At 45.7% G+C, this 26,609-nt stretch carries 25 protein-coding genes and 1 pseudogene; 15 read left to right on the top strand and 11 right to left on the bottom strand.

The genetic code is table 11. The features are described 5' to 3' along the window. Positions 1-246 precede the first annotated feature (246 nt). Both QUA99_RS33205 and QUA99_RS19620 read right to left on the bottom strand, forming a co-directional pair. The gene (locus QUA99_RS33205) at positions 247-888 is read right to left on the bottom strand and encodes a class I SAM-dependent methyltransferase (protein ID WP_445251032.1); all 642 of its coding nucleotides are present in this window, start codon (positions 886-888) and stop codon (positions 247-249) included. A gap of 927 nt (positions 889-1,815) precedes the next feature. Next, positions 1,816-2,127 carry a 30S ribosomal protein PSRP-3 gene (locus QUA99_RS19620; protein WP_293181450.1) on the bottom strand — a complete coding sequence of 104 codons (312 nt, stop codon included), beginning with the start codon at positions 2,125-2,127 and terminating at the stop codon, positions 1,816-1,818. 178 nt (positions 2,128-2,305) lie between these two features. Between QUA99_RS19620 and QUA99_RS19615 the strand changes: the two genes are divergently transcribed. Together QUA99_RS19615 and QUA99_RS19610 are read left to right on the top strand one after the other, a co-directional pair. Next, entirely contained in the window at positions 2,306-3,091 is a 786-nt protein-coding gene (locus QUA99_RS19615; protein WP_333239955.1) for a TIGR01548 family HAD-type hydrolase, read from the top strand. Positions 3,092-3,304: 213 nt separating this feature from the next. Next, positions 3,305-3,541, top strand: coding sequence for a hypothetical protein (locus tag QUA99_RS19610; RefSeq protein ID WP_333239957.1), 237 nt, complete (start codon positions 3,305-3,307; stop codon positions 3,539-3,541). 372 nt (positions 3,542-3,913) lie between these two features. On the opposite strand, the gene QUA99_RS19605 is transcribed toward QUA99_RS19610, so the two are convergent. Further along, complete coding sequence (locus QUA99_RS19605) at positions 3,914-4,732, bottom strand: tetratricopeptide repeat protein (protein ID WP_333239959.1); 819 nt, start codon at positions 4,730-4,732, stop codon at positions 3,914-3,916. Between the two features lie 300 nt (positions 4,733-5,032). On the opposite strand from QUA99_RS19605, the gene QUA99_RS19600 reads away from it, so the two are divergent. After that, a complete protein-coding gene (locus QUA99_RS19600) occupies positions 5,033-5,791 on the top strand; it encodes a cobalt-precorrin-6A reductase (RefSeq protein WP_333239961.1) in 759 nt (252 codons plus the stop codon). Between the two features lie 167 nt (positions 5,792-5,958). Continuing rightward, positions 5,959-6,738 carry a calcium-binding protein gene (locus tag QUA99_RS19595; protein ID WP_333239963.1) on the top strand — a complete coding sequence of 260 codons (780 nt, stop codon included), beginning with the start codon at positions 5,959-5,961 and terminating at the stop codon, positions 6,736-6,738. Positions 6,739-7,007: 269 nt separating this feature from the next. Here QUA99_RS19595 and QUA99_RS19590 read toward each other — a convergent pair whose 3' ends face one another. Continuing rightward, positions 7,008-8,204, bottom strand: a complete 1,197-nt coding sequence (locus tag QUA99_RS19590; protein ID WP_333239965.1) for a CapA family protein — start codon at positions 8,202-8,204, stop codon at positions 7,008-7,010. Positions 8,205-8,363: 159 nt separating this feature from the next. On the opposite strand from QUA99_RS19590, the gene QUA99_RS19585 reads away from it, so the two are divergent. Further along, a complete protein-coding gene (locus QUA99_RS19585; RefSeq protein ID WP_333239967.1) occupies positions 8,364-9,341 on the top strand; it encodes a hypothetical protein in 978 nt (325 codons plus the stop codon). A 609-nt stretch (positions 9,342-9,950) separates the two neighbouring features. Here QUA99_RS19585 and QUA99_RS19580 read toward each other — a convergent pair. The 4 genes and pseudogenes from QUA99_RS19580 to QUA99_RS19565 all read right to left on the bottom strand — a co-directional run. After that, positions 9,951-10,607: a hypothetical protein gene (locus tag QUA99_RS19580; RefSeq protein WP_333239968.1), complete on the bottom strand. Its 657-nt coding sequence runs from the start codon at positions 10,605-10,607 to the stop codon at positions 9,951-9,953. Between the two features lie 255 nt (positions 10,608-10,862). Then, positions 10,863-11,825, bottom strand: coding sequence for a hypothetical protein (locus QUA99_RS19575; RefSeq protein ID WP_333239970.1), 963 nt, complete (start codon positions 11,823-11,825; stop codon positions 10,863-10,865). 476 nt (positions 11,826-12,301) lie between these two features. Next, positions 12,302-13,852 carry an ATP-binding protein gene (locus tag QUA99_RS19570; protein ID WP_333239972.1) on the bottom strand — a complete coding sequence of 517 codons (1,551 nt, stop codon included), beginning with the start codon at positions 13,850-13,852 and terminating at the stop codon, positions 12,302-12,304. Positions 13,853-14,034: 182 nt separating this feature from the next. Next, positions 14,035-14,181: pseudogene (locus QUA99_RS19565) on the bottom strand (GTPase Era); the annotation flags it as partial. Between the two features lie 148 nt (positions 14,182-14,329). Between QUA99_RS19565 and QUA99_RS19560 the strand changes: the two are divergent. Then, positions 14,330-14,863, top strand: a complete 534-nt coding sequence (locus QUA99_RS19560) for a peptidoglycan-binding protein (protein ID WP_333239974.1) — start codon at positions 14,330-14,332, stop codon at positions 14,861-14,863. A 148-nt stretch (positions 14,864-15,011) separates the two neighbouring features. Continuing rightward, positions 15,012-15,266 carry a hypothetical protein gene (locus QUA99_RS19555; RefSeq protein ID WP_333239976.1) on the top strand — a complete coding sequence of 85 codons (255 nt, stop codon included), beginning with the start codon at positions 15,012-15,014 and terminating at the stop codon, positions 15,264-15,266. 247 nt (positions 15,267-15,513) lie between these two features. Here QUA99_RS19555 and era read toward each other — a convergent pair whose 3' ends face one another. Further along, entirely contained in the window at positions 15,514-16,425 is a 912-nt protein-coding gene (gene era, locus QUA99_RS19550; protein WP_199292477.1) for a GTPase Era, read from the bottom strand. A gap of 508 nt (positions 16,426-16,933) precedes the next feature. Between era and QUA99_RS19545 the strand changes: the two genes are divergently transcribed. After that, entirely contained in the window at positions 16,934-17,365 is a 432-nt protein-coding gene (locus QUA99_RS19545) for a hypothetical protein (RefSeq protein ID WP_333239977.1), read from the top strand. Between the two features lie 446 nt (positions 17,366-17,811). Here the strand turns inward: QUA99_RS19545 and QUA99_RS19540 are convergent, their stop codons facing one another. After that, complete coding sequence (locus tag QUA99_RS19540) at positions 17,812-18,078, bottom strand: hypothetical protein (RefSeq protein ID WP_333239979.1); 267 nt, start codon at positions 18,076-18,078, stop codon at positions 17,812-17,814. A 251-nt stretch (positions 18,079-18,329) separates the two neighbouring features. Here QUA99_RS19540 and QUA99_RS19535 point away from each other — a divergent pair, with 251 nt between their 5' ends. The 3 genes from QUA99_RS19535 (at position 18,330) to QUA99_RS19525 (ending at position 20,526) form a co-directional block, all read left to right on the top strand. Then, on the top strand, positions 18,330-18,887 hold the full coding sequence (locus tag QUA99_RS19535; RefSeq protein ID WP_333239981.1) for an NUDIX hydrolase: 558 nt from the start codon (positions 18,330-18,332) through the stop codon (positions 18,885-18,887). Between the two features lie 74 nt (positions 18,888-18,961). Further along, positions 18,962-19,717, top strand: coding sequence for an ATP-binding cassette domain-containing protein (locus QUA99_RS19530; RefSeq protein ID WP_333239983.1), 756 nt, complete (start codon positions 18,962-18,964; stop codon positions 19,715-19,717). Between the two features lie 158 nt (positions 19,718-19,875). Beyond that, complete coding sequence (locus QUA99_RS19525) at positions 19,876-20,526, top strand: ABC transporter permease (protein ID WP_333381491.1); 651 nt, start codon at positions 19,876-19,878, stop codon at positions 20,524-20,526. Here QUA99_RS19525 and QUA99_RS19520 read toward each other — a convergent pair. Further along, on the bottom strand, positions 20,510-21,148 hold the full coding sequence (locus QUA99_RS19520) for a DUF1802 family protein (protein WP_333239985.1): 639 nt from the start codon (positions 21,146-21,148) through the stop codon (positions 20,510-20,512). The two genes, QUA99_RS19525 and QUA99_RS19520, sit on opposite strands and share 17 nt — an antisense overlap. Positions 21,149-21,274: 126 nt before the next feature. On the opposite strand from QUA99_RS19520, the gene QUA99_RS19515 reads away from it, so the two are divergent. The 4 genes from QUA99_RS19515 (at position 21,275) to QUA99_RS19500 (ending at position 26,396) form a co-directional block, all read left to right on the top strand. Further along, a complete protein-coding gene (locus tag QUA99_RS19515) occupies positions 21,275-22,234 on the top strand; it encodes an aldo/keto reductase (protein WP_333239987.1) in 960 nt (319 codons plus the stop codon). A 301-nt stretch (positions 22,235-22,535) separates the two neighbouring features. Beyond that, complete coding sequence (locus QUA99_RS19510; RefSeq protein ID WP_333239989.1) at positions 22,536-24,407, top strand: serine/threonine-protein kinase; 1,872 nt, start codon at positions 22,536-22,538, stop codon at positions 24,405-24,407. 27 nt (positions 24,408-24,434) lie between these two features. Beyond that, positions 24,435-25,001, top strand: a complete 567-nt coding sequence (locus QUA99_RS19505; RefSeq protein WP_333239991.1) for a GNAT family N-acetyltransferase — start codon at positions 24,435-24,437, stop codon at positions 24,999-25,001. A gap of 150 nt (positions 25,002-25,151) precedes the next feature. Continuing rightward, positions 25,152-26,396, top strand: coding sequence for an RNA polymerase sigma factor (locus QUA99_RS19500; protein ID WP_333239993.1), 1,245 nt, complete (start codon positions 25,152-25,154; stop codon positions 26,394-26,396). Positions 26,397-26,609: the final 213 nt, after the last annotated feature.

The raw sequence follows: 26,609 nt of genomic DNA, 5'->3' as shown, positions 1-26,609 counted from the left end.
TTTTTCGCAAGCAATCAAACGTTTGCAAGCGTTGGATCTAATCAGACACTGGGTTTCTCACCCAGGGGCGATCGAACTTCGCTCTCTTTACATCTTAATATATATTTTTGTAAATTTTTGTGTGCAGGCTGGGCAATATTAACAGCGAGCCGGCTTCAAGCTGTTGAAATCAAAATATCTGAGGAAACTATTACCGCCTGTTAACGATTGTGATTGCTGTGTCCGTTTATAGCCGACTGATTTTTTTTAACTGCGGCGGCACAAAATCCAGCGCAATTCCATTGGCGGGCGTCCGTTTGCCATTGGGAAAACATCTCGACCGGTGGCCCAACTGGGAAACCAGGGCGTCGGCGGCCAGGCTCCTTCCGGCAGGTGGTGGCGTTCGTACTCAAACACCAATTCGTCGGATATTTGGACTAAGGGCAACCCTTCCATGGCGGTGGCGAGTTCTTGGGGGGTAAATAAAGTAGACCAAGAGAGTTGGGCAACTTGTCGCACGAGGGCATCTGGCTGGTAGTCGCCTACGGTTAAAAACGTGCTGAACAGCAACAGGCCTCCGGGACAGAGGGAATCGCACATTTTAGCGAGGAAAAGCCGTACTTGATCGCTGTCTCGAAAATGCGAGATGACTTCGGCGGCAACTGCCAACTGGTAGCGGGCTGGTTTCATCCGCATTAACGGGTCGAGGACATCGCCTTCAATAACTGTCACGGGAAGATGTTCGGCTGTTACTGCTGCTTTCAATTGTTCTGCAAAAGCTGGAGTTAGTTCGATCGCATCTACAGAATAGCCCAATCTCGCCAGCGGCAAGGTATTGCGGCCGGTACCGGCCCCCACGTCCAATATCCGCACTCGATCGGGTGTACCCAATTTAGCAGCCGTTGCCATCAATTTTGCGTCTGGATGAGAGCCGAAAAGCGGAGGTTCTCTTGTGTCTACCCAGCTTTTGTACTGTTCTCCAACTGTTGAGGTAGTAACAATCACTTTGCAAGCTAAACCGGTTTGCGGCGGCTGCACTGATTCGTATTGCAGGATCAACAGCGATGCTGTGGAGGTGCGGTAGCCTTGTTCTAACTTGCTGGCTAAAAGCTTGCTGAGTTCGTCTCTGCGTTCTTCTGGCAGGGGTCTGTCGAGAGTGCGAAATAGCTGTTCTATCGCCTTGAGATAGTGGCTTAGCATTCCCGGTACGCAGGGGAAAACTAATTCTCCGCGAGCGTTTATGCGAGTATTAATTTTGTAGAGGATAGCTTGCTGGAGAATGTCGGGATTTACTACCAGCGGTAGCTGTTCGGTTTGGTCGATCGTACTTTCGGCGCCCATAAATTCCGCAAAAAAGAGGTGATTAGTTGTTAGTTGTTAGTTATTTTTTATTTTTTATTTTTTATTTTTTATTTCAATTCCGGCTGCGCCGGAATGATATAGAGGACACGGCGCCGTGCCCTTGGACTACCGAATTAATTGTAGGGACACGGCACGGCGCCATGTCCTGATTTCGGGTAATATTAATTCCGATGCAACCGGAATTGATATTATTGGTCAGAGGCAAGTCTTTTGAGAGCTGACTGTAAAATTTAAAATTATCAAAAAAAAGCTGATTTTAGAGCTTTATTTTTGATAAGTCTCAAATTGACCAAACCCAAGACCCGAGTCGGTCTGAAAATCGGAGTTAGTATCAATATAAGCTGTAGCGCATTTAAATTGTATGTTTCACGGCGAGGTGGAAAAAGCGTCAAATCCTCTCCCCTTTTCCCCCTCTCTCCTTCCCCCCGTCAGCCATAACAGGCAATTTATATGGGTAGCAACTTAAAGCGGGGCTTAGTTGCTGCCGGTAAAAGTCACTTCGGGGAACTTTGACTGAGCTTCAGTCATCGGGCGCCGTCTGCCTTCCTCTTGCCAGTAGTTGATTACTTCTGTAGCTTGGTTGAGGACTTCGACGCGATCGTTGTCAGCAATCCAGTGTTTGGCTTCGAGTTCGTTTTTGAGTTCTTCCCACGCATCCTTGCGGGGCCAGAAAAAGTAAGCTGTCAGCGGGCTAGTTCCTTTGCCGACAACTTGGTCAACGGCGAGGGCAACATTCTCTTCTAGCCAGAGAACTTTTAAGATAAACTTGGACAAGCAAACCTCCAGGGTTCCGATCGAACTTGTTAAAAATTTCTACAATCGCTAAGCGTAGCACACTCTGTTCGATAATGAGTCATCGGCCGTTAAAAGTTTTGTGGCGCGGCTGGTTTTAGCGCCGCGAGCGGGGCTGGGAACAGATAAAATTTGGGTTTTCACCCGCCCTAGGTACAAGGATAGTTAAGTTGTGAACAGAGTTATTTTAGTCTTCGACATTGACGGTGTGGTGCGGGATGTGTCCGGTTCCTATCGGCGGGCGATTGCGGATGCGGTGGAGCATTTCACGGCGGGTGCTTTTCGCCCGAATTCTTTCGATATCGACTCTCTGAAGTCTGAGGGAGTGTGGAATAATGACTGGCAGGCGTCTTTCGAGTTAGTTTGCCGTTATTTTGAGGGAATTGGGCGGAATCGCAGCGAACTCGCTCTTAACTATGACGAATTAGTGGCTTTTTTCCAAAGTCGCTATCGCGGGCCCGATGAGAAAAATTGGACTGGTTACATTTGTGACGAACCGCTGTTGTTAAGTCCGGCTTACCTGGAAAATTTAACAGTTGAGGGCATTGTTTGGGGCTTTTTTAGCGGGGCGATGCGGGATGAAGCTGCTTATGTTTTGTCAGGGAAACTGAGTTTAAATTCGCCTGTGTTGGTGGCGATGGAAGATGCGCCGGGAAAACCCGATCCGGCTGGACTTTTTGCGGCAATTGAACAGTTGGAAAACCTGCACGGTTTAGAAAAGAACTTGCCCGTAATTTACGCGGGAGATACTGTTGCCGATATTTACACGGTTGTGAAGGCGCGGGAAGTGCAACCAAACCGGATTTGGTTGGGGATGGGAATTTTGCCGCCTCATATTTTGGATGATGCTGTGCGCTGTGAGGTTTATGCTGCGGTGCTGAAAAATGCCGGTGCGATCGCTGTTTTCAGGAATGTCGAAGAGTTGACGGCTGCGCGGATTTGGGAATTAGTTAAGTAGGTAAGCTGTGGCCGGTTTTCACTTTTTTAGTCCAGGACACATCAACTAATTCTGTAGGGTGCTTATGGGCACACCCTACCGCTTAGTTAAGTAGGTAAGCTGTGGCAGCTTTTTATTTTTTGTCAAGATTTGCATCTTTTAGTTGACAATATATCAAACGGTATCATACTACAGGAATAAAGGCTCAAGGTCAAACTTGAGAAGGAGGGAACTATGTTAGTTTCGCGGCCTAATGCTAAAGAACTTACCCACGCAGAAATTCAGGAACTAGACAAGCTCAAAATTAAAATCGAGCGGGCTGTTGTTGACGGCAAGATATCCAAGCAAGAAATGGCAGACATTCAAATAGCGGTATTAGCTGACGGAAAAGTGACTTGTGAAGAATTGGAGTTGTACAGGAAATTAGTCACAGATAAGATTGTTGCGGGAGAACTTGAATATGAATTTTGAAAGCAAAAATTAATTTTGTGAAATACCCGACTTCTTTAAGAAGCCGGGGATCTGGCAGGGCGGTTTTATTTTCTTGTAGGGGCAAACCCCCCGTGGTTGCCCCGATGCCTGAAATGCTCATAAAATCATCTGTGGGTGGGGGCGGGCACGGGGGCACCGCCCCTACAAAATCGCGGTTTTCCTGAGAATGAAACAGCCCTGGGGTATCTGGGGATTCAGTTTTTTAGGTCAGCTTACTTATAGCAGTTGCTTACTGGATGCCGGAGATAGATGATTGTTGAAACCTGCATCAATTTGCAAGAATCTAACTCGTAACTCCTAAATCCTGAGTCCTAACTCCTGATTCCTAACTCCTGAGTCCTAACTCCTGACTCATTGCAAGTTCAAAAACTTATCCAAGGCACTAACTACAACTGGCGGCCAGCGGCGGGTATGGGCAACCCAATCGAGGTCTTTGTAGCGGGCATCGAGGCCGACTGCTGCTACCCAATTGCTCTCAGCTTCGCCGCGCTTTCCTGCTTCCCAAAGACAGGCGCTGAGGGCGGCTCTCATGTCGGCAAATTGGGGGTATCTGCGGACAATGTTTTTCATGTTGCGAATGGCTTCCTTCGTTTGCCCGTTTTGATAAAGTGCGAGGGCATGGTTGGCGCGGGCAAATGCGTATTCAGGGGCTAATTCAAAGGCTTTGCTGTAGTCGGCAATTGCTTGTTCCCATTTTCCTAAACCTGCTTCGGCGTTGCCTCGGTTGTTGTAGGCTGCTGGATCTTTGGGGTCTAATTCTAGCACGTGATTGTAATCGGCGATCGCTTCTTCCCAGCGTCCTAAACCTTCTAAGGCGGTGCCGCGGTTTAGGTAGGGATCGGGGGCGTCGGGAGCTAGTTCGATCGCTCTTTCGTAGTCGGAAATTGCTGCTTGCAGTTTGTTTTGGCTGACTCTAGAATTGCCTCGGTTGCTCCAAGCGGGGGCTTGTGAGGGAAATTTGTCAATGATTTGAGTCCAAAAAGTTTCAGCGGCGGGAAATTTGCCTTCATTTGTAGCTTCAAAAGCTTTTTGAACGAGTTCTCTCAATTCCTGTTGGGGATCGGTGATATCTGTTGGTTGTACTTGTGCGGTAGCGGGCGCGATATTTCCCAACCAAACTAACCCGGTTACAATTAATACTGTAAAAAATGTGAAAAGTGAGCGAATCATCTTTGTTGGCAGTTGAAACTTTACTTAGGAATGAGAATTAAATAAAATCCACTTTTCCTGTTTGTTGTGGGATGGGCGTTCCGCCCGTCCCCGATAGACGGGCTTTCTGGCTCATCCCAAAAGAAAAAAGGGAAATTATTTAATTGACGATCCTTAAAGACATTATTAACCAAAATTTTAGGTATTAGTTCGATAAGCTGTTAGTCATTTAAATTTATTGCCTCAACCCCTTGCAGTATGGGGTCAGGCCCACAAATAGTGCAGTTTGAATGTCGAACAGCTTATGTTAGGACTAATTTTATGAAAAAACGCTTGCTAATTTTGGGCGGGACGGGGGATGCTGCTGAACTGGCTGTCAAAGCGTCTCAAATCGCTGAAATCGAGGTGATATCTTCGCTAGCAGGACGCACTCAGCAGCCTTTTACCCCAAAAACGGGTACGGTGCGAATTGGAGGGTTTGGTGGGGCGGCTGGGCTGGCCGAGTTTTTGCTCGATCGCCCGATCGACTTGTTAATTGATGCTACTCATCCGTTTGCGGCTCAGATTTCTGCCAATGCTGCTGTTGCTGCTGCTGAATGCAATGTGCCCTATTTGATGCTGGTGCGTCCAGCTTGGGAGATGGTGGAGGGCGATCGCTGGATTGAAGTTGGCAGCCACTCGGAGGCTGCAAAGGCTTTATTAGGGCAGTCTCAGCGGGTGTTTCTCACCATTGGCAGGCAGGAATTGGCTGCGTTTGCTGGTTTGGATGCTATTTGGTTTTTGATGCGGGCGATCGATCCTCCGGCACTAAATACTCCTGTTCCTAACGGCAAATTGTTATTAGCAAGGGGGCCTTTTTCATTGGAAGACGAGCGGAAATTACTATTAGAATATCAGATCGATACAATTGTTAGCAAAAACAGCGGCGGCGGTGCTACTTATGCGAAAATTGTCGCGGCTAGGGAACTGGGAATTCCGGTGGTGATGGTGCAGCGGCCGCCGATTCCCGATGTCGCTCGGGTTGCTGATGTGGAAGGGGCGATTTTTTGGCTAATTCAGCAAATGAGTTACGTAAAATGAGTGTCACTCAAATAAGCGACTGGTTGAAAATTTTCAAAATAGTTAAAGTAGATATAAGTGATTAAGGGAGAGCGATCGCCCTCTGAGATTTTGCAATCCCACTTCGAGGGAAATTTCGCTCGCACGACGATTTGCGATCGCGACTAGCAATTTAAGGAACTAAAACAATGGTTATCAGTGGAAATGAAGAAGCAGACAGCTTGAAAGGCACCCCAGAAAATGATGTCATCTACGGCTTAGCAGGGGATGATTCTCTAGTAGGCTTGGGTGGAAACGACTTTCTGTACGGTGGCGAAGATGACGATACAGTCTATGGGGGTTTTGGCGACGACCAACTATTTGGTGAAAATGGCGATGACTCCCTCGACGGAGGCTATGGATACGACCAATTAAATGGCGGTAGCGGTAACGACGAACTGCGCGGCGGGTATGCGGATGACATCCTAATTGGAGGTAGCGGAAGCGATAAATTATACGGCGAGTTTGGAGATGATTTTCTCATCGGCGGCACGGAAAACGATTCTCTTTACGGCGGCGATGGAAACGACATCCTAACTGATAGTGGCGTAGGTCGAGATGGCAGCGACTATTTAGACGGCGGTACCGGAAATGACCGAATAATTGCTTACGGTTACGGGGCGGAAATTGATGCAGATACGCTGATTGGCGGGACAGGATTGGATACCTTCGTTCTCGGCGCGCCCGGTCAGGCTTTCTACAATGTTGGCGGCGATGCTGACTACGCATTAATTACTGATTATCTGCCCTTTGCAGATACAATTCAACTGCAAGGAAGTGCGTCTGACTACCTTTTAGATGGCTCTCCAATTCAGGGAATTTCTGGCACTGCTATTTACCGCGAAGAAAATTCAAATTACGAACTAATTGCCGTTTTGCAGGACAGATTTTTAACTCAAAGCGCTCTAGGTTGGTTCACTTACGTGTAGGCCACACTTCTCAAAAATAAGTGGTAGGTGATAGGTGGAATAGACTAAGCATCCAACCTAAAACCTAAAACCTCGATAGAGTGCTATCCATTCCCCCCCTGCTTAAGCAGGGCGGTTTCATTAGAGCGGGAAATCATCGTTTTGTAGGGGTAGTGCCCCCGTGCGTACTTCCTCCACCGACGAGGGAATCGGCGTTTGAGCCATCGGGGCAACCACGGGGGGATTGCCCCTACAAAGAATGAAACCGCCCTGCCTGCTTAAGGGAGGGATTACTTGTTATGTTGAGGTTTATTTAAAGAATTAAGATGATTGTTCATATCCTGCAAATCTCTTTTGAGAACCGGATACTGCGAAGTTGCTAATAGTGGATCTTTTTTATCGGTGACTGTTTTTGCTAGGGGCAAAACGCGGTAGTTTAATTTGTTGTTCAAGCTGTAGCGGTGCACCCAAGTAGGATGGGTTTTTACATCTGTAATTTCTGTGGTTTTTTCGGGCAATGTTTTGCGAATATTTACTTGTAAAATTACGCCTAAGTCTGTATATTTTTTATTCTGACCGGAAATGAAGTTTCCCATTGAATAAATTGCTACAGCTTTGCGGGTTTTGCCATTTTTGCCGGGAAATTTAAAAATTTTGTAAGGTTGGACGACGTGGGTATGGCTGCCAAGAATGATGTCTGCACCAGCTTTTAATAGGTTTTCAACTAATTGTTTTTGTTCGCTGTTTGGCTGTCGCTGATATTCGTTGCCAAAATGCAGGGAAATTGCGATAATATCTGCTCCTTGTTTTCGGGCTTTGGCAATGTCTTTGATTATCTTTTTTTGGTCGATTAGGGCAACTAAGTAATCTTTGCCTTTGGGTATGGGAATGCCGTTTGTGCTGTATGTGTAGGCTAGCATGGCTAGTGAAATGTTGTTTTTGGTGCTGATTAAAGTGCGTGAAGCTTCGGCGGTAGATGTGGCTGTTCCTGTTGAGGCAATTTTACGATCGCGCAGATTGGCGATCGTCCTAATTACCCCTTTTTCTCCACGGTCTAAAGCATGATTGTTCGCGGTTGTCAAGATATTAAATCTAGCTTTTTTAGCAGCATCCGCTAATTGAGCCGGTGCGTTAAATAGCGGATATCCCGTATATCCGCCCGCGTCTTCTCCCGCTAAAGGTGTTTCGAGATTTCCGATGACCCAATCGCCTGTTGATAGGATACTTTTAACTGGTGCGAAGAAACTGTCAAAATTGTATGTTTTCTTTTTGGCGTCGTAGCCCGATCGCGTTTGGGTACTGTGCATCATAATGTCGCCGACAGCAATTAGTGTTGCTTCTTCGAGCTCAGACTTTGGTTTGGCGGGAACAGGGGTTGCTATTGGCGATCGACGTTCTGCAGGCTGTGTGTTAGTTTTTGGCGTTTGGATATTGCAGCCTGCGATCGAAAGCATGGCAATTAGTGAAAACAGCAGACGAAAATTCATAATTTATGAAAGCGATTTGTCGGCTTATATGGTATCATGACCAGGACTTAAGTTAATAACATAAGTCTGTCATTGCCAACGGTAGTGAAGCAATCGCAGCATCTATTTTTTCTGGGTTCTACGTAAGTCATCATAACTAAATTAGTGACGACTAAAGATATGAAAAAAAACTATATAATTCTCGCCTTTATTGTTTTTGTATTAATTACAAGTTTTGGTCTTTTCACTTACGCTCAAACTTCTGGCGATATACCTTTTGAATTTGCCTTGATTGGCGATTTGCCCTACAGTACCGAACAGGAAGCACAGTTTCCGAATTTGATTGCAGATATCAATCGATCGCCCGCAGCGTTTGTAGTCCACGACGGCGACATTAAAAACGGTTCTAGTCTCTGCGATGATGCAACTTTTATCAGCCGCAAGCAGTTATTTAAAAATTTTGAAATCCCATTTATTCTAGTTTATGGTGACAATGAATGGACGGATTGCCACCGTTCAAATAACGGCAGTTACGATCCAGTAGAAAGACTCGCTAAACTGCGGGAAATTTTTAACCATGGCAGTCAAAGTTTGGGGAAACGCACCTTAACTCTCACCCGTCAAAGCGAAAACCCGCAGTTTGCTAAATTCCGCGAAAATGTCCGCTGGATTTATCATGGCGTTGTGTTTTTCGCGATTAATATGCCGGGAAGCAACAACAATTTTGGGCGCACTCCCGAAGGAGATGCAGAATATGCCGATCGCAATTCAGCTAACTTAGCCTGGATCGAAGAATGTTTTGCTTTAGCCAAACGCAGCAACAGCAAAGGAATTGTGTTAGTTGCACAGGCAAATCCGGGATTTGAACTCGATCCGACGGACAAAAGAAGAAGTGGCTACAACGATTTTATCGCAACTTTGGAAACAGAAACAGGCAATTTCCCAGGGCAGGTTGTATTCGTCCACGGCGATACTCACTATTTCCGCATCGATAAACCTTTACCCCGTTTTACCGATGAGACTCAATTACCGAGAATTAAAAATTTTACTAGAGTTGAAACTTTTGGTTCTCCCAACGTGCATTGGCTGCGGGCGTTTTATGACCCCAAAAATCCTAATTTGTTTGAATTTAAACAGCAGATTGTTCCGCACAACTAGGCTAGAGAACACAAGTTTCATGCAACATAAATATTTTTTTACTTAGACTTAATATAGGTATAATCGAGGAATTTATATCAACTCCGGTAGCATCGGAATTAATATTACCCACAGCAGTTGGCATTTCGGTCACTCACTCCACCTACTGCCTATTTTAACAGGTACTCCGAGTTCAAATGAACTCATCAGTTTACTTTACTGTTGTTGGAATGGGGCTCTATTGTGGTTACGCGGGGGTTTGTGCTACTCATAAGGCGGAAAGGAGAATCTTCGCCGGAATCCTTAATTCTAGATCGAGCTTCTGAATCATCTCCAAAGTCAGGCAGCGTTTACGAGATAACGACCAAGTTGAGCCGCCGCAGATAACCTCTGGCACTCACCGACAACCTTTCAACGGTCGGCTCCAACGACTTGTTAGCTGGCTTTCCTCACCGATAGCTTCTAAATCGTTTGTCTGTCGGTGCTTTGCAGGACAACTCAAGGTTGAAAGCGAAGGTGTTGAAGCGATCGCACTTGAGTAATAGTTTCAAAATCACGATCATTGTGAACCAAAAGTAACCACATCTACTTTAGCAGAATTTACTCTCATTGAAATCACTGCAAAGCAGGCTAGTGCTTAAACGTCGCCATGACTTGTTGCTTACATTTCTTGAGTACGTCAAATTGAATCGAGTCAGGCATGGTTAACTTTCCATGCACCAGCTTATTCCTGATTTGTCTAATTTGATGCAATTCATTGCATAAATCTTCGGGCATCATTCCTTTGCGATCAAGAAAGTTAATGTTGTCAAAAACTTCATCACTCACTTTCGACGAATCAACTTTTCTTACAGCCTCCTTTAAAACACCTTCAATCTCCTTAAAATCATTGGCAAATCTACCAAATCTTTCATCCTTGAAAAAGGGCATCTCTCCTGCAACTCTGCTAGCTTGCGGAAACAGCTTGTGCAGTACTCCAAGGACTACCAACGCAATGGTGTAGAAAACTGGAAATGGCACTGCCGCAACTACACCTAGAAATACCGCTTTAACTAGCGCTGGAGCAGGGCGATCGCCTAAAATCCGCTGCTTGGAAAAAACGATGTAAGAACTCAATCCAAAGATCACAAAAATAATCACCGGAATTGCAGGAATGCCAACAATCGAAATGGCTGCTCCTGTTTCAATGAGCATCCACAAGCAGTCAAGGAGAAATACTGCAATTAATCCATCCCGATGAAAACCACACCAGTTTGGAGGCGCTTTCCTATTTTCAGATTTAGACATGTTGGCAAACCTTTATTTACTGAGGATAATGAACTAAATTAAGTTAGCCTCTATAGGCATTGCGAGGAGGTCTTCAAAAATCAATGACTAAAAGCCTTCCTTACAAAAGCTTTTAGGTAGGAAGTTCAAGAAAATCAGAAAGCTTATCGACTTGGTAGCTGTTTTACCTCACCGATTTTTTTCAAGTACGTTTACTTTCAGGGCTATGCAAAACTCAAAGTTGGAAATTACTGAGTTTAACAGCCACCTGCTTTACTATCCTTTTTCATCCGCTAAGCCTTCTGCCTGAAAGGTATTGGCACTCATATCAATGCGTTTGACGGATTCCCCCATGCCACTGATATATTGATAGTTTGCAAGACCACCAATAGCTGCTCCCAGAAAAGGAACTGATTTTCCAGCTAGGGAAGCGGACATGCGAACAAGAATACTCTTGGCAATAGCTAGCAGGATTGCTCTTGTCAAGATATTACCTACTTCTACACCTATTGCTGCACCTATAATCTTGATTAATTCAAGAAAAGAAACTTTATACACTCCTTTCTTGTAGTATATGACCCCTAGAGTGACTCGAAATAGCTGAAGAACATTGTTCAGCAAATCAAAGGGAACTCCGACAATCGATGTTGTAAATCCCCCGAAACCACTTGCTGCACCCGTTGTAGCTGCTAAAGTTGCACATTGCTTGATGAATGCATCAATCCCAATTTTATCAACCTTATTTTTGATGTCAAATTGATTGATTTTTTCAAAAATATTTTGGAAACTCTGCGCTAATATATTAGCCTTAGATGACTCCGCACCTGAATCATTCATCTGATTACTAGATTCTGAATCACTTTCCAAAACGTTATCAATTTGACTTACATCAGCTATTTCAGCATTGCCTGATACATCAATAATTTTCAGCAAAGTTTGATTCATTTGATCATTAAACCTTAGCTGTTCTACCAGAGTCTCTAGCTCCTTTGCAAAAATTTTATCTTGAGAAACCTGCATTTCCAGTATTGTCTGAAATATTTGCTTATCGGCTGCTGTAGAGTCTCTCTCTATCTGGATTAATATCCCTTCAACACCCTTACTTTTGAAATTTTCTCGAACTATATTTATCAACTGATCAATTTTGTTCTCTAAAGCCTCGTCTAGTTTCTCATCACTCTTCTCTAAAACTTTAAAAATCAAAGTAGAAGCGATCGCTGCTATAGCTATAGGTTCCATAAATCACCTGAAATAAATAGCCAAACTTCATTAACCTCAGTTATATCAATTCTTTCTAACCAAGGCAATAACTTATAACTTGATCCGGGATGCCCCTGAGTGATGCAATACACTGCTGACTATTTTGAACCACTGCCGCAGCAGGATATCTTCAAGGTGTTTTCGGACTCACCGATAACCTCAAAAGACAAATGCAAAGTCTCTGTACAAAGCCAGCTAACTTATAATTGTATCGCAGTTGCCGTACAATACTGGATATAGTCGAATAATACCGCAGCTCAAGGATGTATGTCAACCCCTTCTTACTCCCCATCAGAATCTCCTTTCCTCGATCGAGTTCGCCGCACGATTTGACTCAATCACTTAAGCCGTCGCACTGAAAAAAGCTATCTTTATTAAATTTTAGATAAGAGAGCATTTAGAGTCGATCGCACACTAGGGCGATCGCCAGAACCAAAACATTCATCACAAATTCTTCACGCACGAATAACTGTAACGGTTCGCCCCATTGGTGTCAGATGAATTTCAGTATTCAGTCGTTCTTCTAATTCAAGCGCATTCTCGCGACGATCGAATATCACCAACCAACCGGAATCTTGTCCCAATCGAGCCAAATATCCATCTAACTGTTCCAAACCTTTACTCAACGGATCGACTTTCCGAGTTCGCCAAACCTTCAGTTCAATTCCCAATGTTACCTCACCATAACGCAAACATAAATCCATTCTGTCGCGTCCGATCGCATATTCCCGCTCCAATGTTCCCCCACCATTAATCACCCGATGCAGAAACGCCATCAACACTAAATGCGGTGCAATTTCCGGATAAGACGCACTTTTGAGTAACGGTTCGCCATGCTGTAGCCAAAACGCGAGAAACGCTTGCAGGAGTGCATCGGGTAGTAGTTCGCCGCGATCGTTCAACCAACTCGGACGGATAATCGGTAAACTATCTTGCGGCCCTTGCGCCAAAACTCGCGGCAACACTTCTCGATAAATCGGATTGGCGATGACTAAACCCCCGGCTGGATCTCGTTTGAGCAAGCCCAAATCTACGAGGTATTGGCGATCGTCATTAGAAGATTCTGGCAATTCTCGTCCGGCTAGCATCGGCTCGATAATGGCTTTGACTCGGTTTTCTCGCAGTCGCTCTGCCAAGCTATCTAAATGCGTATCTTGTCTTTTTATGATAATTTCTTTGGCTTCTAAAATATGTTGTGGTGTAATTTCTATAGATTCATCTGTTACTAATTCTTCTACAATTTCCTTAGCTAAAGCATTCACTAACCAAGGTTGTCCCTGAGTCAGTTCAAAAGCTAAGGCTACGGCTTCAGGTGTAAAAACTTGTCCGGTATCTTCGGTATGTTGCGCGTAGAGTTCCGCGACTTCTGAGGCATTAAAATCTCTGAGAGTAATCGATCGCACTTTAATATTAAACGGACTGGATGTATTGAGTCGATCGCTTCCCCCCGCAGCCACTTTGTAATCGCGAACATCCCGCAAACCAATTAAACCCACCGATTGCGGAAACGCTTTCGGACGATTGGGATAACCATCGCGTAATTGGCGCAGAATAGAAATCAAAGCTTGGTCTTGTAGTGCGTCAATTTCATCGATGAAAACCACCAAAGGACGAGGAGAAGATTGTGTCCACAGGCTGAGTACCTCGCCGATTTGCTGTCCCGGTTCCGATGAGGGCCAAGCAGGCGGCTGCAATTCTGGGGGAAGTCGAATCGAAATCGCCCGTCGCCAAGCACCGAGAATGGCATCCTCTGCACCCGCAATGTCTTGACTGAAGGGTGCGCCGACTTCAACTGACAGCATCACGGCGGTGTATTGTCCGCTTTCGGTGAGTTGTTTGGCTAACGCCAGCATGGCGGTGGTTTTCCCCACTTGCCGGGGTGCATGGATGACGAAATAGCTTTGCTGAGCAATCAGTCGCTCTAAATTTGGGAGGCGACGGGTGGCAGGAAGCTGATAGTGGATGTCATCGCGGCAGGGGCCAGCAGTATTGAACCAACGCGGCATAGGTCAACTGGGGCGAATGGGGCTGCTCTCAGTTTAGTGTACTGTTGTTGGAATGGCGTTCTAGTGGTAAAGCGGGGGTTTGTATCGACTCTCCGGCCCCGATGAAACTCTCTCAGAGCGAAATTCGTGCTCGATTCTTGATTCATAGAACGGAAGAACCCCAACTGCCAACTGCCAAAGTTTCACTCTTCCACGCGATCGCCCAATTCTGCCAAACGAGTGCGAGACTGCCACCATTTCGGCTGCACTTTGACAAATAACTCCAAATATACTTTGCTCTCAATTAACTTTTGAATCTGTTCTCGCGCCACACTGCCGATCGACTGTAAGCGGAACCGATATAACTCAAATGAGTGACACTCAAATGTGTGAACTCACACAAGTTTCACTATAAAAAGCGACTGTGAAGCCATCGAAGACAGCAGTTATACCTGAAATATCAAATGAAAACACTCGAATGCACAGAGGATTCCCATCATGTTTACAGAAGAAAAAACTCTCAACAATCAAGCTATCGCTGTCGTCGCCGATACAACTTCTCAATCAACTCTTGCAGTTGCTGAAGCGTCGGGACTCATGAAACCCACTTTAAAACGGGGTTCTACTGGTCAAGCCGTCAAGGAACTGCAACAGCTTTTATATCATTGGGGATATTATTACGGTTTTGCGATCGATGGTATTTTCGACACCTATGTTGAAGACGCCGTAAAAGACTATCAACACCGCGTCTTTTTACCTGAAGATGGGATTGTCAGTCCTCTAACCTGGCAAGCACTATACTCTGGTGCACCTGTGAATATGCCGACTCTGATGAATGGTAGTTCAGGTAATGCTGTCAAAATTGTTCAGAATGTCTTGAAATTGAATGGATACTATTTCGGTTTTGTTGACGGATACTTCGGGGTTATGACCAAAGTAGCGGCGATCCAGTTCCAAACGATTAAGGGTTTACCAGCCGATGGAATTGTCGGGCCGAGAACTTGGCACGCTTTGAGCAAGTTACCGCACTAAACAACGGTAGATCTCACTTGTATAGGACTTACGTGCCGACTCTAATTGTATGGTGTGAAACGCGAACCTTACAACTACGGAAGTTTAATTTTTCGGTTGTTGCGTAAGTCCTGTTAGTTAAGCTTTAATCATTTATGAGGTTAATCAAATGACACATTCTGCTATCCTTGAAGCTCCCGCAAATTCTGCAGAACACGGACAAGAGCTGGCTGAATTTTTTCAGGAAGATAATGGACACTACTCGGCAATGCGAGCGATGAGTTTTATTGCACTGATTGCAGCAATTGTGTTTGGCACAATCACAATAACTAGCAAGAATGCTGATGGCAAATACATTACAACTTCTTTTTTAGTTGCTGCTTTTGCACCAAAAGCTGTTCAAAAATTTGCAGAACGTCCTTAAACAGTTGACAGTTGATATCATTTCCGGTTACACCGGAATGATGTTGACGGTTGACGGTTGACGGTTGACAGTGAACAGTGAACAGTCAACTCGAATTTACTATTCCGATGCTAACGGATTTGATATGACAGTTGACAGTTGCGGGCGGAGTTTTTAGGACAATGATTTAAACTGAACTTCTGCCTACGAGGGGAAGTTCAGTTGTAAATCTCTCAACGATCGCCCTTATTTGCTCCATCAGTTCGCTTTATTCTTCCACCCGATAGCCCAATTCCGCCAAACGAGTACGCGACTGCCGCCACTTCGGCTGCACCTTGACAAATAACTCTAAATATACTTTGCCTTCAATTAACTTTTGAATCTGTTCCCGGGCCGCACTGCCGATCGACTTGAGCATACTGCCGCTTTTACCGATTAAAATGCCTTTTTGGGAATCTCGTTCGACGTGAATTGTCGCTAGAATGCGGGTAATTTTTGCTTCTTCTTGAACTATATCGATCGCAATTGCTACAGAATGCGGCACTTCTTCCCGCGTCAGCAGCAAAATCTGTTCCCGAATCAATTCGCCCATAATAAAGCGTTCCGGCTGGTCAGTCACCAAATCGGGCGGATAATAATAAGGCCCAACCTCCAAATGTTCGATTAACAATTGTTGCAGCGGCTCGACACCCTCGCCCGTGAGAGCGGAAAATTTCACCACCGGCCACTCAGGATTGACAATTTGCTCGTAAGTTCGATCGATCAACACGGAATCCTCCGGTTGTTCGTCCAACTTATTCATCCCCAAAATCACCGGAACTTTGCAATTGCTGAGAATTTCGACAATATATCGATCGCCCCCTCCCGATTCCACGGAACCATCCACCACAAACAGCACCACATCCACCGACTGAATCGCTGTGCGGGCATTCTGCACCAAAACCTTGCCCAATTGGTGGTGCGGCTTGTGAATTCCGGGAGTATCTACAAAAATAATTTGTGCTTCAGGTGTCGTCAGGATGCCCCGCAGCCTGTTGCGAGTCGTCTGAGACACCGGCGAAGTAATAGCAATTTTCTGCCCCACCAACTGATTCATCAGCGTTGATTTTCCGACATTCGGGCGTCCGACTATACCCACAAAGCCGGATTTGTAACCCGCCGGAGCTGCGGGAACACCCATAATGTCCGATACGTCGATAAATTTACTATCTTCCACTAAAATCACCTATTTTCAAGCCCCTTCTGTGTCTATTGTCGCCTGAAAATACTCAAACGGCCATCGATGCACTGTAGCATCTTTCTCGCCCTGGTATAGCGCGCCACACTCAAACCTCGATCGAGCCGCTTTCCCAGTGTTAAAACGTGATACGCGATCGGCAAAACTTGATATCTGAGACAAAATTTGATAAAGTTCCAATGACATCGATCGAAAATGAATTATTCTGGTAAAACCGACTCCCAAATGCTGTAACAACTTCAGATGTGTAAATGTTTAACTCAACTGAAACTTTTCTACAGTTTGTCAGGTCAACCAGTTTTAACATTTTTGAGAATGTTTGGTAATAAATTAGGTAGGTTAAACTCAAACTCAAAAGCTGAATATCATCAGGCGCTTTTTCAATAAAAGCTAGTTTTTTGGAGCATACCTAATTAGTGCTAATCGTCATAAAGTTGAGGAGATGAATCAGATGAAATCGAAATTTTTTTGGAGTTTTTGCACCGTTTTGGTAGCAAGCCTGCCTGTTCCAGCCTTCGCTCAAACCAGCCCTCCCACAAGCCCTCAAGCAGAGATTGACTACAAGGGTGGCTCGATGAAATACCAGTTGGTACCGGGCAAAAGAGCTGACAGAACCTTGCCCAAAGCATTTGACTTTCCAATTATTACCAATGTTGCTACTGACACTAGCATCACCACAGATTACCTAATTACCGATCAGTTTCGCGCCCCATCGACTCGTTCAGAATACACCGCAGCTCTCACCGCCTGGTCACAATCAATCAGAGAATGTCTGGCAAAACAACCGCTCTTGATCCGTAAAAGTACCGGAAACCCGGTTCGGATTAATGGCAGAGCAGGCACGATTGTCAGAAACGCAAATAACCGTGCAGTTTGCAAATAAACCAGCAATATCATGGTGGCTAAATTGACCGTAATTGTTGTAAGGGCGGGTTCGCCAATATCTCCAATCCAAGCATCAATACAGTAAACCCGTCACGGCGGCGATATTGGGGTCAATCGAGGTCACTTGATATAACTTCCGCTATCTAAAGATAAAAACTAGAGAGTGTTTTTGAACAAAAAGAGCAATAGGTTTTCTATTGCTCTTTTTGGTGGCGAAATTTCTATTAATATCTATTAGGACTTATATGATATTGGCTGGAACAACATCATATAAGAGGTTTGTAGTGAGGAATGCAAGTCCTGATCGAAGTTTGAGGACTTGCATTCCTCACTGCAAACAAGATAATTACGCAGAAACCAGCTTGTTTCCAAAAAAGCCCGTGGAACCCGAGGGATATGGATTTTAACACCTGGTTTATGAAAGTTTGTATGCGTCATTCCCGATTAAGTAGCGCAAAATTCATGTGTACTCAGCAAAATTTCACCATAATCAGGAATCCAAGCCAGCCACTTTTCCTCTGAACATTCACACAACAGCCACGCTTCGTCAAAACTGAATGCGGTTGGCGGATTGAACAACTTAACCCACATAGAAGGAGCCAATTTGGGTGCAGGTACGGCGCAGCCAAATTTTTCCCAGTCGCGGGCAGTGGCGACGCTTCCTGACGTTGGTTGGGATTGCCAAGTACGAATATCTGTTTGCAGTTTCATAACAACTCCTTTTGAGCTAAGAGTCTGCACCAGGGCGGGGTTGCAACAACCCAGAGCGAAGGCGCAGAAAAAATCTATTATGTAGTCTATGCTACGGAATTTACCAGGCAAATGTGTAGCCTTGTAGCAAAAATTTACAATCGAGAGCAAAAAACGGGTTCAAAGCTGAAAAGGTCGATATTTTATTGTTGGGTTCGGCAACGATCGACTACCATAGCAAACAACATCTGATTTATTTCAAAAATTCCCACATGAACCAAACTGCCAAATCCCAGTGGAAAACTCTAGACCGCTTTGTAGAAATCAACTCTCATTGGGTAAAACTAATCGCCGAACATCTCGAAACAACCGAAGGAAAAACAGTAGAATATTGGCGAGTAGAAAGAGCAGATTCAGTTGTAATCTTGACAATTCAAGCTGAAAAATTTTTGTTTCCCTCACCGATGTATCGCCCGGGCGTGGCATCCGCAACCCTGGATTTTCCCGGCGGTCGCGTAGAAGCCGAAGCCACGCCAGCAGCGGAAGTTCCAGCTATACTCAAGAAAGAACTAGGCGTGACAGAAAGTGCGATCGCCCGCATCCAACCGATCAACACCACCGGCTGGGCAATAAACAGTTCCTTCTCCAATCAAAAACTTTACGGTTTTGTTGCAGAATTGCACCCTACACCAACAGTAAACCCTGAACTTATCGGTGCTGCATATCCTGTCACCCCAGACGGAATTCGCGACTTGCTCAAAAAATTAACTTGCCTCCAATGTCGAGCATTGTTACTAGAATGGCAAAATCAAGTCGATTTTAGATTTTAGATTTTAGATTGGGAATTGTTTTCCGAGGGTCGTCGATTTTAAGTTGCTAAAAACCCAAATTACCGAAACTCATCATGCCTCTAAATAATGAAGTTGCTGTCGAATGTCTCGACGTGACATATCGCCTCAACCGCAGGCACTTAGTAGACAAACTCACTTTCAAAGTGCTGCAAGGAGAAGTTTTAGTATTGCTGGGACGCAGCGGGAGTGGCAAAACTACTACCATGAAATTGATTAACAATTTACTGACGCCAAGCAGCGGCGAAGTTCTTGTCATGGGAAAACCGACAACTCAGTGGAACCCAATTCAACTGCGCCGAAAAATTGGTTATGTGATTCAAGAAATCGGTTTATTTCCCCATTTTACCGTCGAGCAAAACGTCGGTTTAGTGCCAAAATTAGAAGGTTGGGAGGGCGATCGCATTCAATCTCGCGTCCGCAAACTTTTAGAATTAGTCAACCTCGACCCCCAGCACTTCGCCAAACGCTATCCCCATCAGTTATCCGGCGGACAGCGGCAGCGGGTAGGCGTCGCCAGAGCACTGGCGGCTGACCCTCCGATGCTGTTAATGGACGAACCGTTTGGTGCTTTAGACCCCATTACTCGCCTGGAATTGCAGCGGGAATTCGCTCAATTGCAGCAGCAACTGGGTAAAACAGTGATTTTTGTGACTCACGGCATTCAAGAAGCTTTTTTGTTAGCTTCTAGAATAGGTTTGATGCAAGACGGACGGCTGGTTGAATTGTCATCGCCCGCTGATTTTATGAAATCTCAGCATCCAGAAGCTCGCGCATTTCTTGAATGTTTGCAATTACCCGGTCCCGGGTAATAATATGATGTGCGATCGCATCCTTCGTTTATGGGTATGGGCGGGGCGGGTTTTTGAAGCGGATGGCGGGAAATTAAAGATATTGGTGAACCGACTCCTACGAGATATTCGATTATAGCAAAATTTACCCTTGTCAATTCCTAATTACTAATTTCCACATGATGCAATTTATCAATCGGTATGGTGCGGAGATAGTTCAGCGCGCGACCGAGCACTTATATTTAGTAACTGTTGCAATTTTTATCGCTATTAGTCTGGGGATTCCCCTCGGGCTTTTAGTCACGAGAAAACCAAAATTGAAAAAGCCCATTTTGGGATTTGCTAATATTATGCAAACAATTCCCAGTTTAGCTTTATTTGGCTTGCTAATCCCGGTGCCGGTAGTGGGTGGAATAGGCGATAGCACGGCAATTATCGCCCTCACTCTGTATTCTTTACTGCCTATTATCCGCAATACTTATACCGGTATTGTCGGCGTCGATCCGGCGATTGCGGAAGCCGGAAGAGGCATGGGAATGACTGATATGCAACTGTTATGGCAAGTGGAAATTCCCCTGGCACTGGGCGTGATTCTGGCGGGCGTGCGAGTGGCCACAGTAATTGCGATCGGACTGGCAACAATTGCCGCGGCAATTGGTGCTGGCGGCTTGGGGGTGTTTATTTTTCGCGGCGTTGCTACAGTCAACAATCAGTTACTTTTAGCTGGGGCAATTCCGGCAGCTTTGATGGCATTAGCTGCGGATTTTGGGCTGGGTTTGGTAGAAGCCCGCCTCTCGAAAAGTACATTAAAAACTATTCATGAGGACTAAAATCCTGACTGCCATCTGTCAGCGTTGTCACTCTCTGCAAACCAGAATCATTCGCAGGATTAGCTATCAGATTGCGGATTTGATTTGAGCGTTCAATGTACTCTCGATCGCTCAAAACAGCTTTGGTTTCCTCCAGCAAAATTGGATCTGCTAAATCGATCCAAGAACGGCAACCGCCGTATTCAGGAATGTACGGAATTTCGCAGGTTTCTGCAAGGCGATAAACCCGCAGCAATAAAATATAAATTGGCTGATTTTGTTTCCATTTCAGGCGGTCGCTGACAAATTTTTCATTCCAAATATGGTAAGGAAACAGCGCAGTAATGGCTGGTTCCCAAGCTACCAAAAAAACATCGGTAATCTCCGCCCAACTGCCAATTTTAATAAATTCAGGATGCCAGCCAGATTCGACAGTTTTTACTCGATCTGCAAACTCCGGTTTTAATAAATCCGGCTGTTGGTGTTCAAAAGTTGGATATAATAAAACCTGTTTTTCACCAACATTAAACTGTCCGGCTTGCTCCCGAATCCCCCCTTTCCGCAACAGCATAATCGTTTTGCCTCGTTCCAAAGCATTAACTGCCACATTCCATTCTTTCAGCGCCCGAGTAGTTGATTTCATAAAAAATTAGTTGTGTTTTAAAAATAGTAACAAAATCGTTACTTTCCAGCAAGTACAGCAAATCTTTCCTGTTAAAATGATAGAGCTTGAGGGTGAATAGTGAAAATCTAAATTAGGACTTAGGGTATGGAAAAGCGACGATTGGGGACATCGGAAATTCAGATAACCCCGATAATTATGGGGAGTTGGCAAGCTGGGAAGCAAATGTGGGTGGGAATTGAAGATGCCCAAACTGTCAAAGCAATGCGGGCTGCTTTTGAGGCAGGCATTACCACTTTTGATACTGCTGAGGAGTACGGAGAAGGGCATTCCGAACAAATCATCGCTCAAGCACTTTCAGATGTACGATCGCAAGTAGTTTATGCTAGCAAAGTTTTCGCCAACCACCTGAAACCCGAGTTGGTAATCGAAGCCTGCGATCGATCGCTAAAAAACCTCAACACCGATTATATCGACCTTTATCAAATCCACTGGCCCGCTGGCAGTTGGAATTCCGAGTTAGTGCCAATTGCAGACACAATGGACGCCCTGAACAAGTTAAAAGAACAGGGAAAAATTCGGGCGATCGGCGTTTCCAACTTCTCCCGCGCCCAAATAGAAGAAGCCGCCCAATACGGACGCATCGACAGCCTCCAACCGCCTTATTCTCTGTTTTGGCGCTGGGTAGAAAAAGATGCTATGTCCTATTGTGTGGACAATCATATCTCCATCCTTGCCTATTCATCTCTAGCTCAAGGAATATTGACAGGTAAATTCGGGCCAGAACACAAGTTTGAAGAAGGCGACCACCGCGCCAAAAATAAGCTGTTCCTCAAAGAAAATTACGACCGAGTGCAAACAGCATTAAATCAACTCAGGCCAATTGCCGATCGCCACCAGACAAGCTTGGGCAACTTAGCTTTAGCTTGGTTGATTTCCCAGCCACAAACAAATGCAATTGTCGGCGCGCGCGACGGGAAACAAGCCACCGAAAATGCTAAAGCTGCTGAGGTAAAATTGAGTGAAGAGGAATTAAAAGAAATTGACGCGATCGGGCGAACTGTCACCGATCGTTTAGACGATAACCCCGTCATGTGGAATTTATAAAACAGAACTGACGCAACGGGCATATATAGTAATACCAATTTTAAAAAAGAATGCAACAGTATTCTTGTTCCCCCCCTTAGCAAGGGGGGGCTAGGGGGGGTCGAAGAGTGTTGCACGATTTTAGAGAAATGGTATAAGGTGCGTCAGAACCTACATCCTAGATAATCATCCTAGAAATTCGTCTGACGCACCCTACAAGTCGATGGGAGTGTGACTTGTGCAAGAGGTATAATATTTACTGCGCTGTGGAAATATTCAAAAAGTTAAAATCTAAAATCCAAAATCTAAAATCTAAAATCGAATGAGTTACTGTCTAAATCCTAACTGTTCCAAACCACAAAATCCCCCCGCAGTCAAATTATGCAAAAATTGCCGGTCGAAACTGCTGCTGCGCGATCGCTACCGGGCTATAAAGGCGATCGGACAAGGCGGTTTTGGTAGAACATTCCTCGCCGTTGACGAAGACAAACCCTCAAAACCCCGCTGCGTCATCAAACAATTTTTACCCCCAGAAACCCAACTCATCCCATCAGCAAGCAATCGCAACAGCAAAAAAGCAGCCGAACTTTTTGAACAAGAAGCAATGCGATTAGACGAATTGGGCAAACACCCTCAAATTCCCGAACTCTTAGCCTATTCCATCCAAGACAGCAGACAATATGTAGTCCAAGAATTTATCGACGGGCAAAATTTAGCACAAATTGTAGAAACAGAAGGCACATTTACAGAAAATCAAATTCAAGACTTACTCAATAGCTTATTACCCGTCCTTCACTTCATCCATTCTCACAACGTTATTCACCGAGACATCAAACCCGGAAACATCATCCGCCGCGCCGACAAACAATTAGTTTTAGTAGACTTTGGCGCCGCAAAAATTGCCACAGGTACAGCATTACTCAAAACAGGAACCAGCATCGGCAGCCCCGAATATATCGCCCCCGAACAAGCTCGAGGCAAAGCATTTTTTGCCAGCGATTTGTACAGTTTAGGCGTAACTTGTTTGTATTTGCTAACTCAAGTTTCCCCTTTTGACCTCTTCGACCCTGGTGAAGATGCCTGGATCTGGCGGCAGTATTTGGCAAACAACCCGGTGAGTGAACAACTCGGTAAAATTTTAGACAAAATGATTGAAAATGCTACCAACCGCCGCTATCAAACGGCTGTTGAAGTATTAAAAGAAATCAATCCCCAAGTTGCGATCGATCTAGCAATTCCTGAAACCAATTCCAAGTTAGTTACACCAGGAAAAACTCCCGCCCTGCCCCAACAGCAAACCTATAACTGGCAATGTTTTCACACCCTCACAGGTCACAAAAACTTAATTTACTCTGTTGCTTTCAGCCCCAACGGAGAAGTTGTAGCCAGCGGCAGCGATGACAAAACAATCAAGTTGTGGGGAGTGGAAGACGGGCAAGAAATTGTCACCCTTACAGGACACGCTAACTCGGTTTATACAGTAGCTTTCAGCCCGGACGGACAGATGCTAGCCAGCAGCAGCCACGACAAAACTGTCAAACTTTGGCGGATGAAAGATGGACAAGAAATCCGCACCCTGATCGGTCACAGCAACTCAGTTTACGGCGCAGCTTTCAGTCCCGATGGCGAAATTATTGCTAGCAGCAGTTGGGACAGAACTATCAAGATTTGGCGAGTCAAAGACGGGCAAGAAATTCGCACGCTTGCGGGTCACATCAATTTAGTTTATTTTGTCGCTTTTAGCCCTGATGGAGAAACTATTGCTAGCTGCAGTTGGGACAGAACAGTCAAAATTTGGCGAGTTAAAGATGGGAAGCTAATTCGCACCATTACAGGTCATACAGACTCGGTTCGCTGCATAGCTTTTAGTCCAAATGGAGAGTTTTTGGCTAGCGGCAGCCATGACAATACTATTAAAATTTGGTGGGTCAAAGATTGGCAAGAAGTTTTAACGATCGCAGGACATTCTTGGTATGTTGATTCTATTGCTTTTAGTCCCGATGGCGAGATTCTGGCTAGCAGCAGCAATCAAACTATCAAGATTTGGCGAGTGAAAGACGGTCAAGAAATTTGTAATATTGCTGGTCATACTAACTCGGTTTATTCGGTTAGTTTTAGCCCGGAAGGAGAGTTTTTGGCTAGCGGCAGCAGTGACAAAACTATTAAGATTTGGCAGAATATGATGTTTGTTTAATTGCCCATAGTTAAAGAGTTGTAAGTTATGATAAAGATTGTAACCAAAAGATTTCTGCTGCGTGACTTTGTAGATGCCGATCGATCGCCATTCTTGGAGTATCAAGCCGATCCGCGCAACCAGATATTTTACGAACCCGATCGGTCTAGTCCCGACCATGCCGCACGTCTATTCGAGATGTTTCAGGCATGGGCTGACGATCGCCCTCGACTCAATTACCAACTGGCGATCGTACAACGACATGAACCTTACGCGCTTGTCGGTTGCTGTGGACTGCGGGGAAGATTGTCTGAACCTGGCGAGATGGAATTTGGTCTGGAACTAGCACCAGCCTATTGGGGGCGATATGCCTACGCGATCGAGGTGGGGCTGGCGCTGCTGGACTTTGGGTTCGCGGAACTCGATCTGAAGGCGATCTCCGGGTCTACGGTGAGTGCAAATACCCGGATCGCTCGCTTGGCCGAGTGGATAGGAGCAGAGGTGGTTGCTACCCGCCCAGGGTCATCATGGATGTCCGATCGCGGTTGGAGCGAGGTCCATTGGCGGATTGCACGGGCGCAATGGGAGCATCGTACTCTGCGGCACGGCCGATAATATAGCCTTTCTCAGATAGATGAGGTACAAGTTTAGATTTTAGATTTTAGATTTTAGATTTTAGATTGGGGGATTGGGGAATTGTTAATTAATTGGTGAATACCTCATTTTTCCGAGAACCGCTATATATGTTTGTTTTGTGAACGCTTTATGAATGAGACAGCAGCCAATCAAATCCGTCAGCAGGTGGAAGTTGTGTACCGATCCGAGTCGCGCCGCGTTTTAGCCACCCTGATCCGCTTGCTCGGTGACTTCGATCACGCCCAAGAGGCGATGCACGAAGCCTTCGCTGTGGCTGTAGCGCAATGGCCGCGTGACGGCATCCCCGCTAACCCGCGATCGTGGCTTGTTTCAGTGGGTCGCTTTAAAGGGATTGACACCATCCGCCGTCGCGCCCGCTTTGATACGCACTTGGCAGAACTCGCTCAACAACTCGATCCGAGTGACACCACGATCGAGGATGACGAGGACCTTGAGGACGATCGCCTGCGCTTGATTTTCACTTGCTGTCATCCGGCCCTGTCGCCAGAAGCTCAGGTGGCGTTGACGCTGCGGGAAGTCTGCGGACTCAGTACCGAGGAAATTGCCAGCGCCTTCCTGATTGCTCCCCCCACCTTGGCGCAGCGGATCGTGCGGGCCAAGGCGAAGATCCGATCCGCACGCATCCCTTATCAAGTGCCGTCGAAAACCGATTTGCCCGATCGATTGGACACCGTGCTTCAAACGATCTACCTGGTGTTTAACGAAGGGTACGCGGCCTCATCTGGCAGCTCGCTGACGCGGGCCGATCTCGCTGACGAAGCGATCCGTTTGGGACGGCTGGTAATGGAACTGTTGCCAGACTCCGAAGTAATTGGACTCCTGGCGCTGATGCTGCTGCAACAATCGCGACGCACCGCACGCACTTCCTCCACCGGCGACCTCATCCTTCTAGAAGACCAAGATCGATCGCTCTGGAATCAAGCACAAATTTTTGAAGGCAGGTTACTCGTGCAGCAATCGCTATCATCAGGACGGTTTGGTTCGTACACGCTTCAGGCTGCGATATCAGCCGTGCATTCAGAGGCCCAGAGTGCTGCTGCAACGGACTGGGCGCAGATTGTGGGCTTATACGACCTGCTCGTGCAATTAGAGCCGTCCCCCGTTGTTGCCTTAAATCGGGCGGTGGCAGTGGCCATGCGGGATGGCCCCTTAGCGGGACTGCAATCGATCGACGAAATATTAGCGTGCGGCGATTTGGCAGACTACCATCTGGCACACTCCGCGCGAGCCGATTTGTGTCGGCGGCTGGGCAGAACGGCTGATGCCAGAGAATCCTACCAAAAGGCGCTGGCGATCGTGAAACAGGAACCAGAGCGTCGTTTTCTCGAAAAACGCCTTCGCGAGTTAGGGTGAAAAAATTTTTTGCCCCGCTGTCGATTTGCAGCCTCGCCGAACGACTACTAAATGAAGGCGACGATCTCAGATCGAATTTTGGAGGTAACGATGAAACCCACATTCCGCAGATATTCAAGCAGATTTCATTTCAAATAAATTCAGAATTGCCAAAACCTCAAATGATTGCATAGCAATCATTTGAGGTTTTTTTAAGGTATAATAATTTGTGCC

This window comes from Microcoleus sp. F10-B2 (genome assembly GCF_036704965.1).
Lineage (GTDB): Bacteria > Cyanobacteriota > Cyanobacteriia > Cyanobacteriales > Microcoleaceae > Microcoleus.
Note: the sequence above shows the minus strand (reverse complement) of the source record. Positions and strands in the feature narration are given on the sequence as shown.

What these genes read in the sequence shown, in the direction of transcription:
- QUA99_RS19515 (WP_333239987.1), top strand. Translation starts at nt 21,275, where the DNA reads ATGGAAAAGCGACGATTGGGGACATCGGAAATTCAGATAACCCCGATA.
- QUA99_RS19595 (WP_333239963.1), top strand. Translation starts at nt 5,959, where the DNA reads ATGGTTATCAGTGGAAATGAAGAAGCAGACAGCTTGAAAGGCACCCCA.
- QUA99_RS19580 (WP_333239968.1), bottom strand. Translation starts at nt 10,607, where the DNA reads ATGTCTAAATCTGAAAATAGGAAAGCGCCTCCAAACTGGTGTGGTTTT.
- QUA99_RS19590 (WP_333239965.1), bottom strand. Translation starts at nt 8,204, where the DNA reads ATGAATTTTCGTCTGCTGTTTTCACTAATTGCCATGCTTTCGATCGCA.
- QUA99_RS19505 (WP_333239991.1), top strand. Translation starts at nt 24,435, where the DNA reads ATGATAAAGATTGTAACCAAAAGATTTCTGCTGCGTGACTTTGTAGAT.
- QUA99_RS19555 (WP_333239976.1), top strand. Translation starts at nt 15,012, where the DNA reads ATGACACATTCTGCTATCCTTGAAGCTCCCGCAAATTCTGCAGAACAC.
- QUA99_RS19585 (WP_333239967.1), top strand. Translation starts at nt 8,364, where the DNA reads ATGAAAAAAAACTATATAATTCTCGCCTTTATTGTTTTTGTATTAATT.
- QUA99_RS19600 (WP_333239961.1), top strand. Translation starts at nt 5,033, where the DNA reads ATGAAAAAACGCTTGCTAATTTTGGGCGGGACGGGGGATGCTGCTGAA.
- QUA99_RS19610 (WP_333239957.1), top strand. Translation starts at nt 3,305, where the DNA reads ATGTTAGTTTCGCGGCCTAATGCTAAAGAACTTACCCACGCAGAAATT.
- QUA99_RS19500 (WP_333239993.1), top strand. Translation starts at nt 25,152, where the DNA reads ATGAATGAGACAGCAGCCAATCAAATCCGTCAGCAGGTGGAAGTTGTG.
- QUA99_RS19560 (WP_333239974.1), top strand. Translation starts at nt 14,330, where the DNA reads ATGTTTACAGAAGAAAAAACTCTCAACAATCAAGCTATCGCTGTCGTC.
- QUA99_RS19570 (WP_333239972.1), bottom strand. Translation starts at nt 13,852, where the DNA reads ATGCCGCGTTGGTTCAATACTGCTGGCCCCTGCCGCGATGACATCCAC.
- QUA99_RS19545 (WP_333239977.1), top strand. Translation starts at nt 16,934, where the DNA reads ATGAAATCGAAATTTTTTTGGAGTTTTTGCACCGTTTTGGTAGCAAGC.
- QUA99_RS19510 (WP_333239989.1), top strand. Translation starts at nt 22,536, where the DNA reads ATGAGTTACTGTCTAAATCCTAACTGTTCCAAACCACAAAATCCCCCC.
- QUA99_RS19535 (WP_333239981.1), top strand. Translation starts at nt 18,330, where the DNA reads ATGAACCAAACTGCCAAATCCCAGTGGAAAACTCTAGACCGCTTTGTA.
- QUA99_RS19520 (WP_333239985.1), bottom strand. Translation starts at nt 21,148, where the DNA reads ATGAAATCAACTACTCGGGCGCTGAAAGAATGGAATGTGGCAGTTAAT.
- QUA99_RS19540 (WP_333239979.1), bottom strand. Translation starts at nt 18,078, where the DNA reads ATGAAACTGCAAACAGATATTCGTACTTGGCAATCCCAACCAACGTCA.
- QUA99_RS19605 (WP_333239959.1), bottom strand. Translation starts at nt 4,732, where the DNA reads ATGATTCGCTCACTTTTCACATTTTTTACAGTATTAATTGTAACCGGG.
- QUA99_RS19575 (WP_333239970.1), bottom strand. Translation starts at nt 11,825, where the DNA reads ATGGAACCTATAGCTATAGCAGCGATCGCTTCTACTTTGATTTTTAAA.
- era (WP_199292477.1), bottom strand. Translation starts at nt 16,425, where the DNA reads ATGGGTGTTCCCGCAGCTCCGGCGGGTTACAAATCCGGCTTTGTGGGT.
- QUA99_RS19525 (WP_333381491.1), top strand. Translation starts at nt 19,876, where the DNA reads ATGATGCAATTTATCAATCGGTATGGTGCGGAGATAGTTCAGCGCGCG.
- QUA99_RS19530 (WP_333239983.1), top strand. Translation starts at nt 18,962, where the DNA reads ATGCCTCTAAATAATGAAGTTGCTGTCGAATGTCTCGACGTGACATAT.
- QUA99_RS33205 (WP_445251032.1), bottom strand. Translation starts at nt 888, where the DNA reads ATGGCAACGGCTGCTAAATTGGGTACACCCGATCGAGTGCGGATATTG.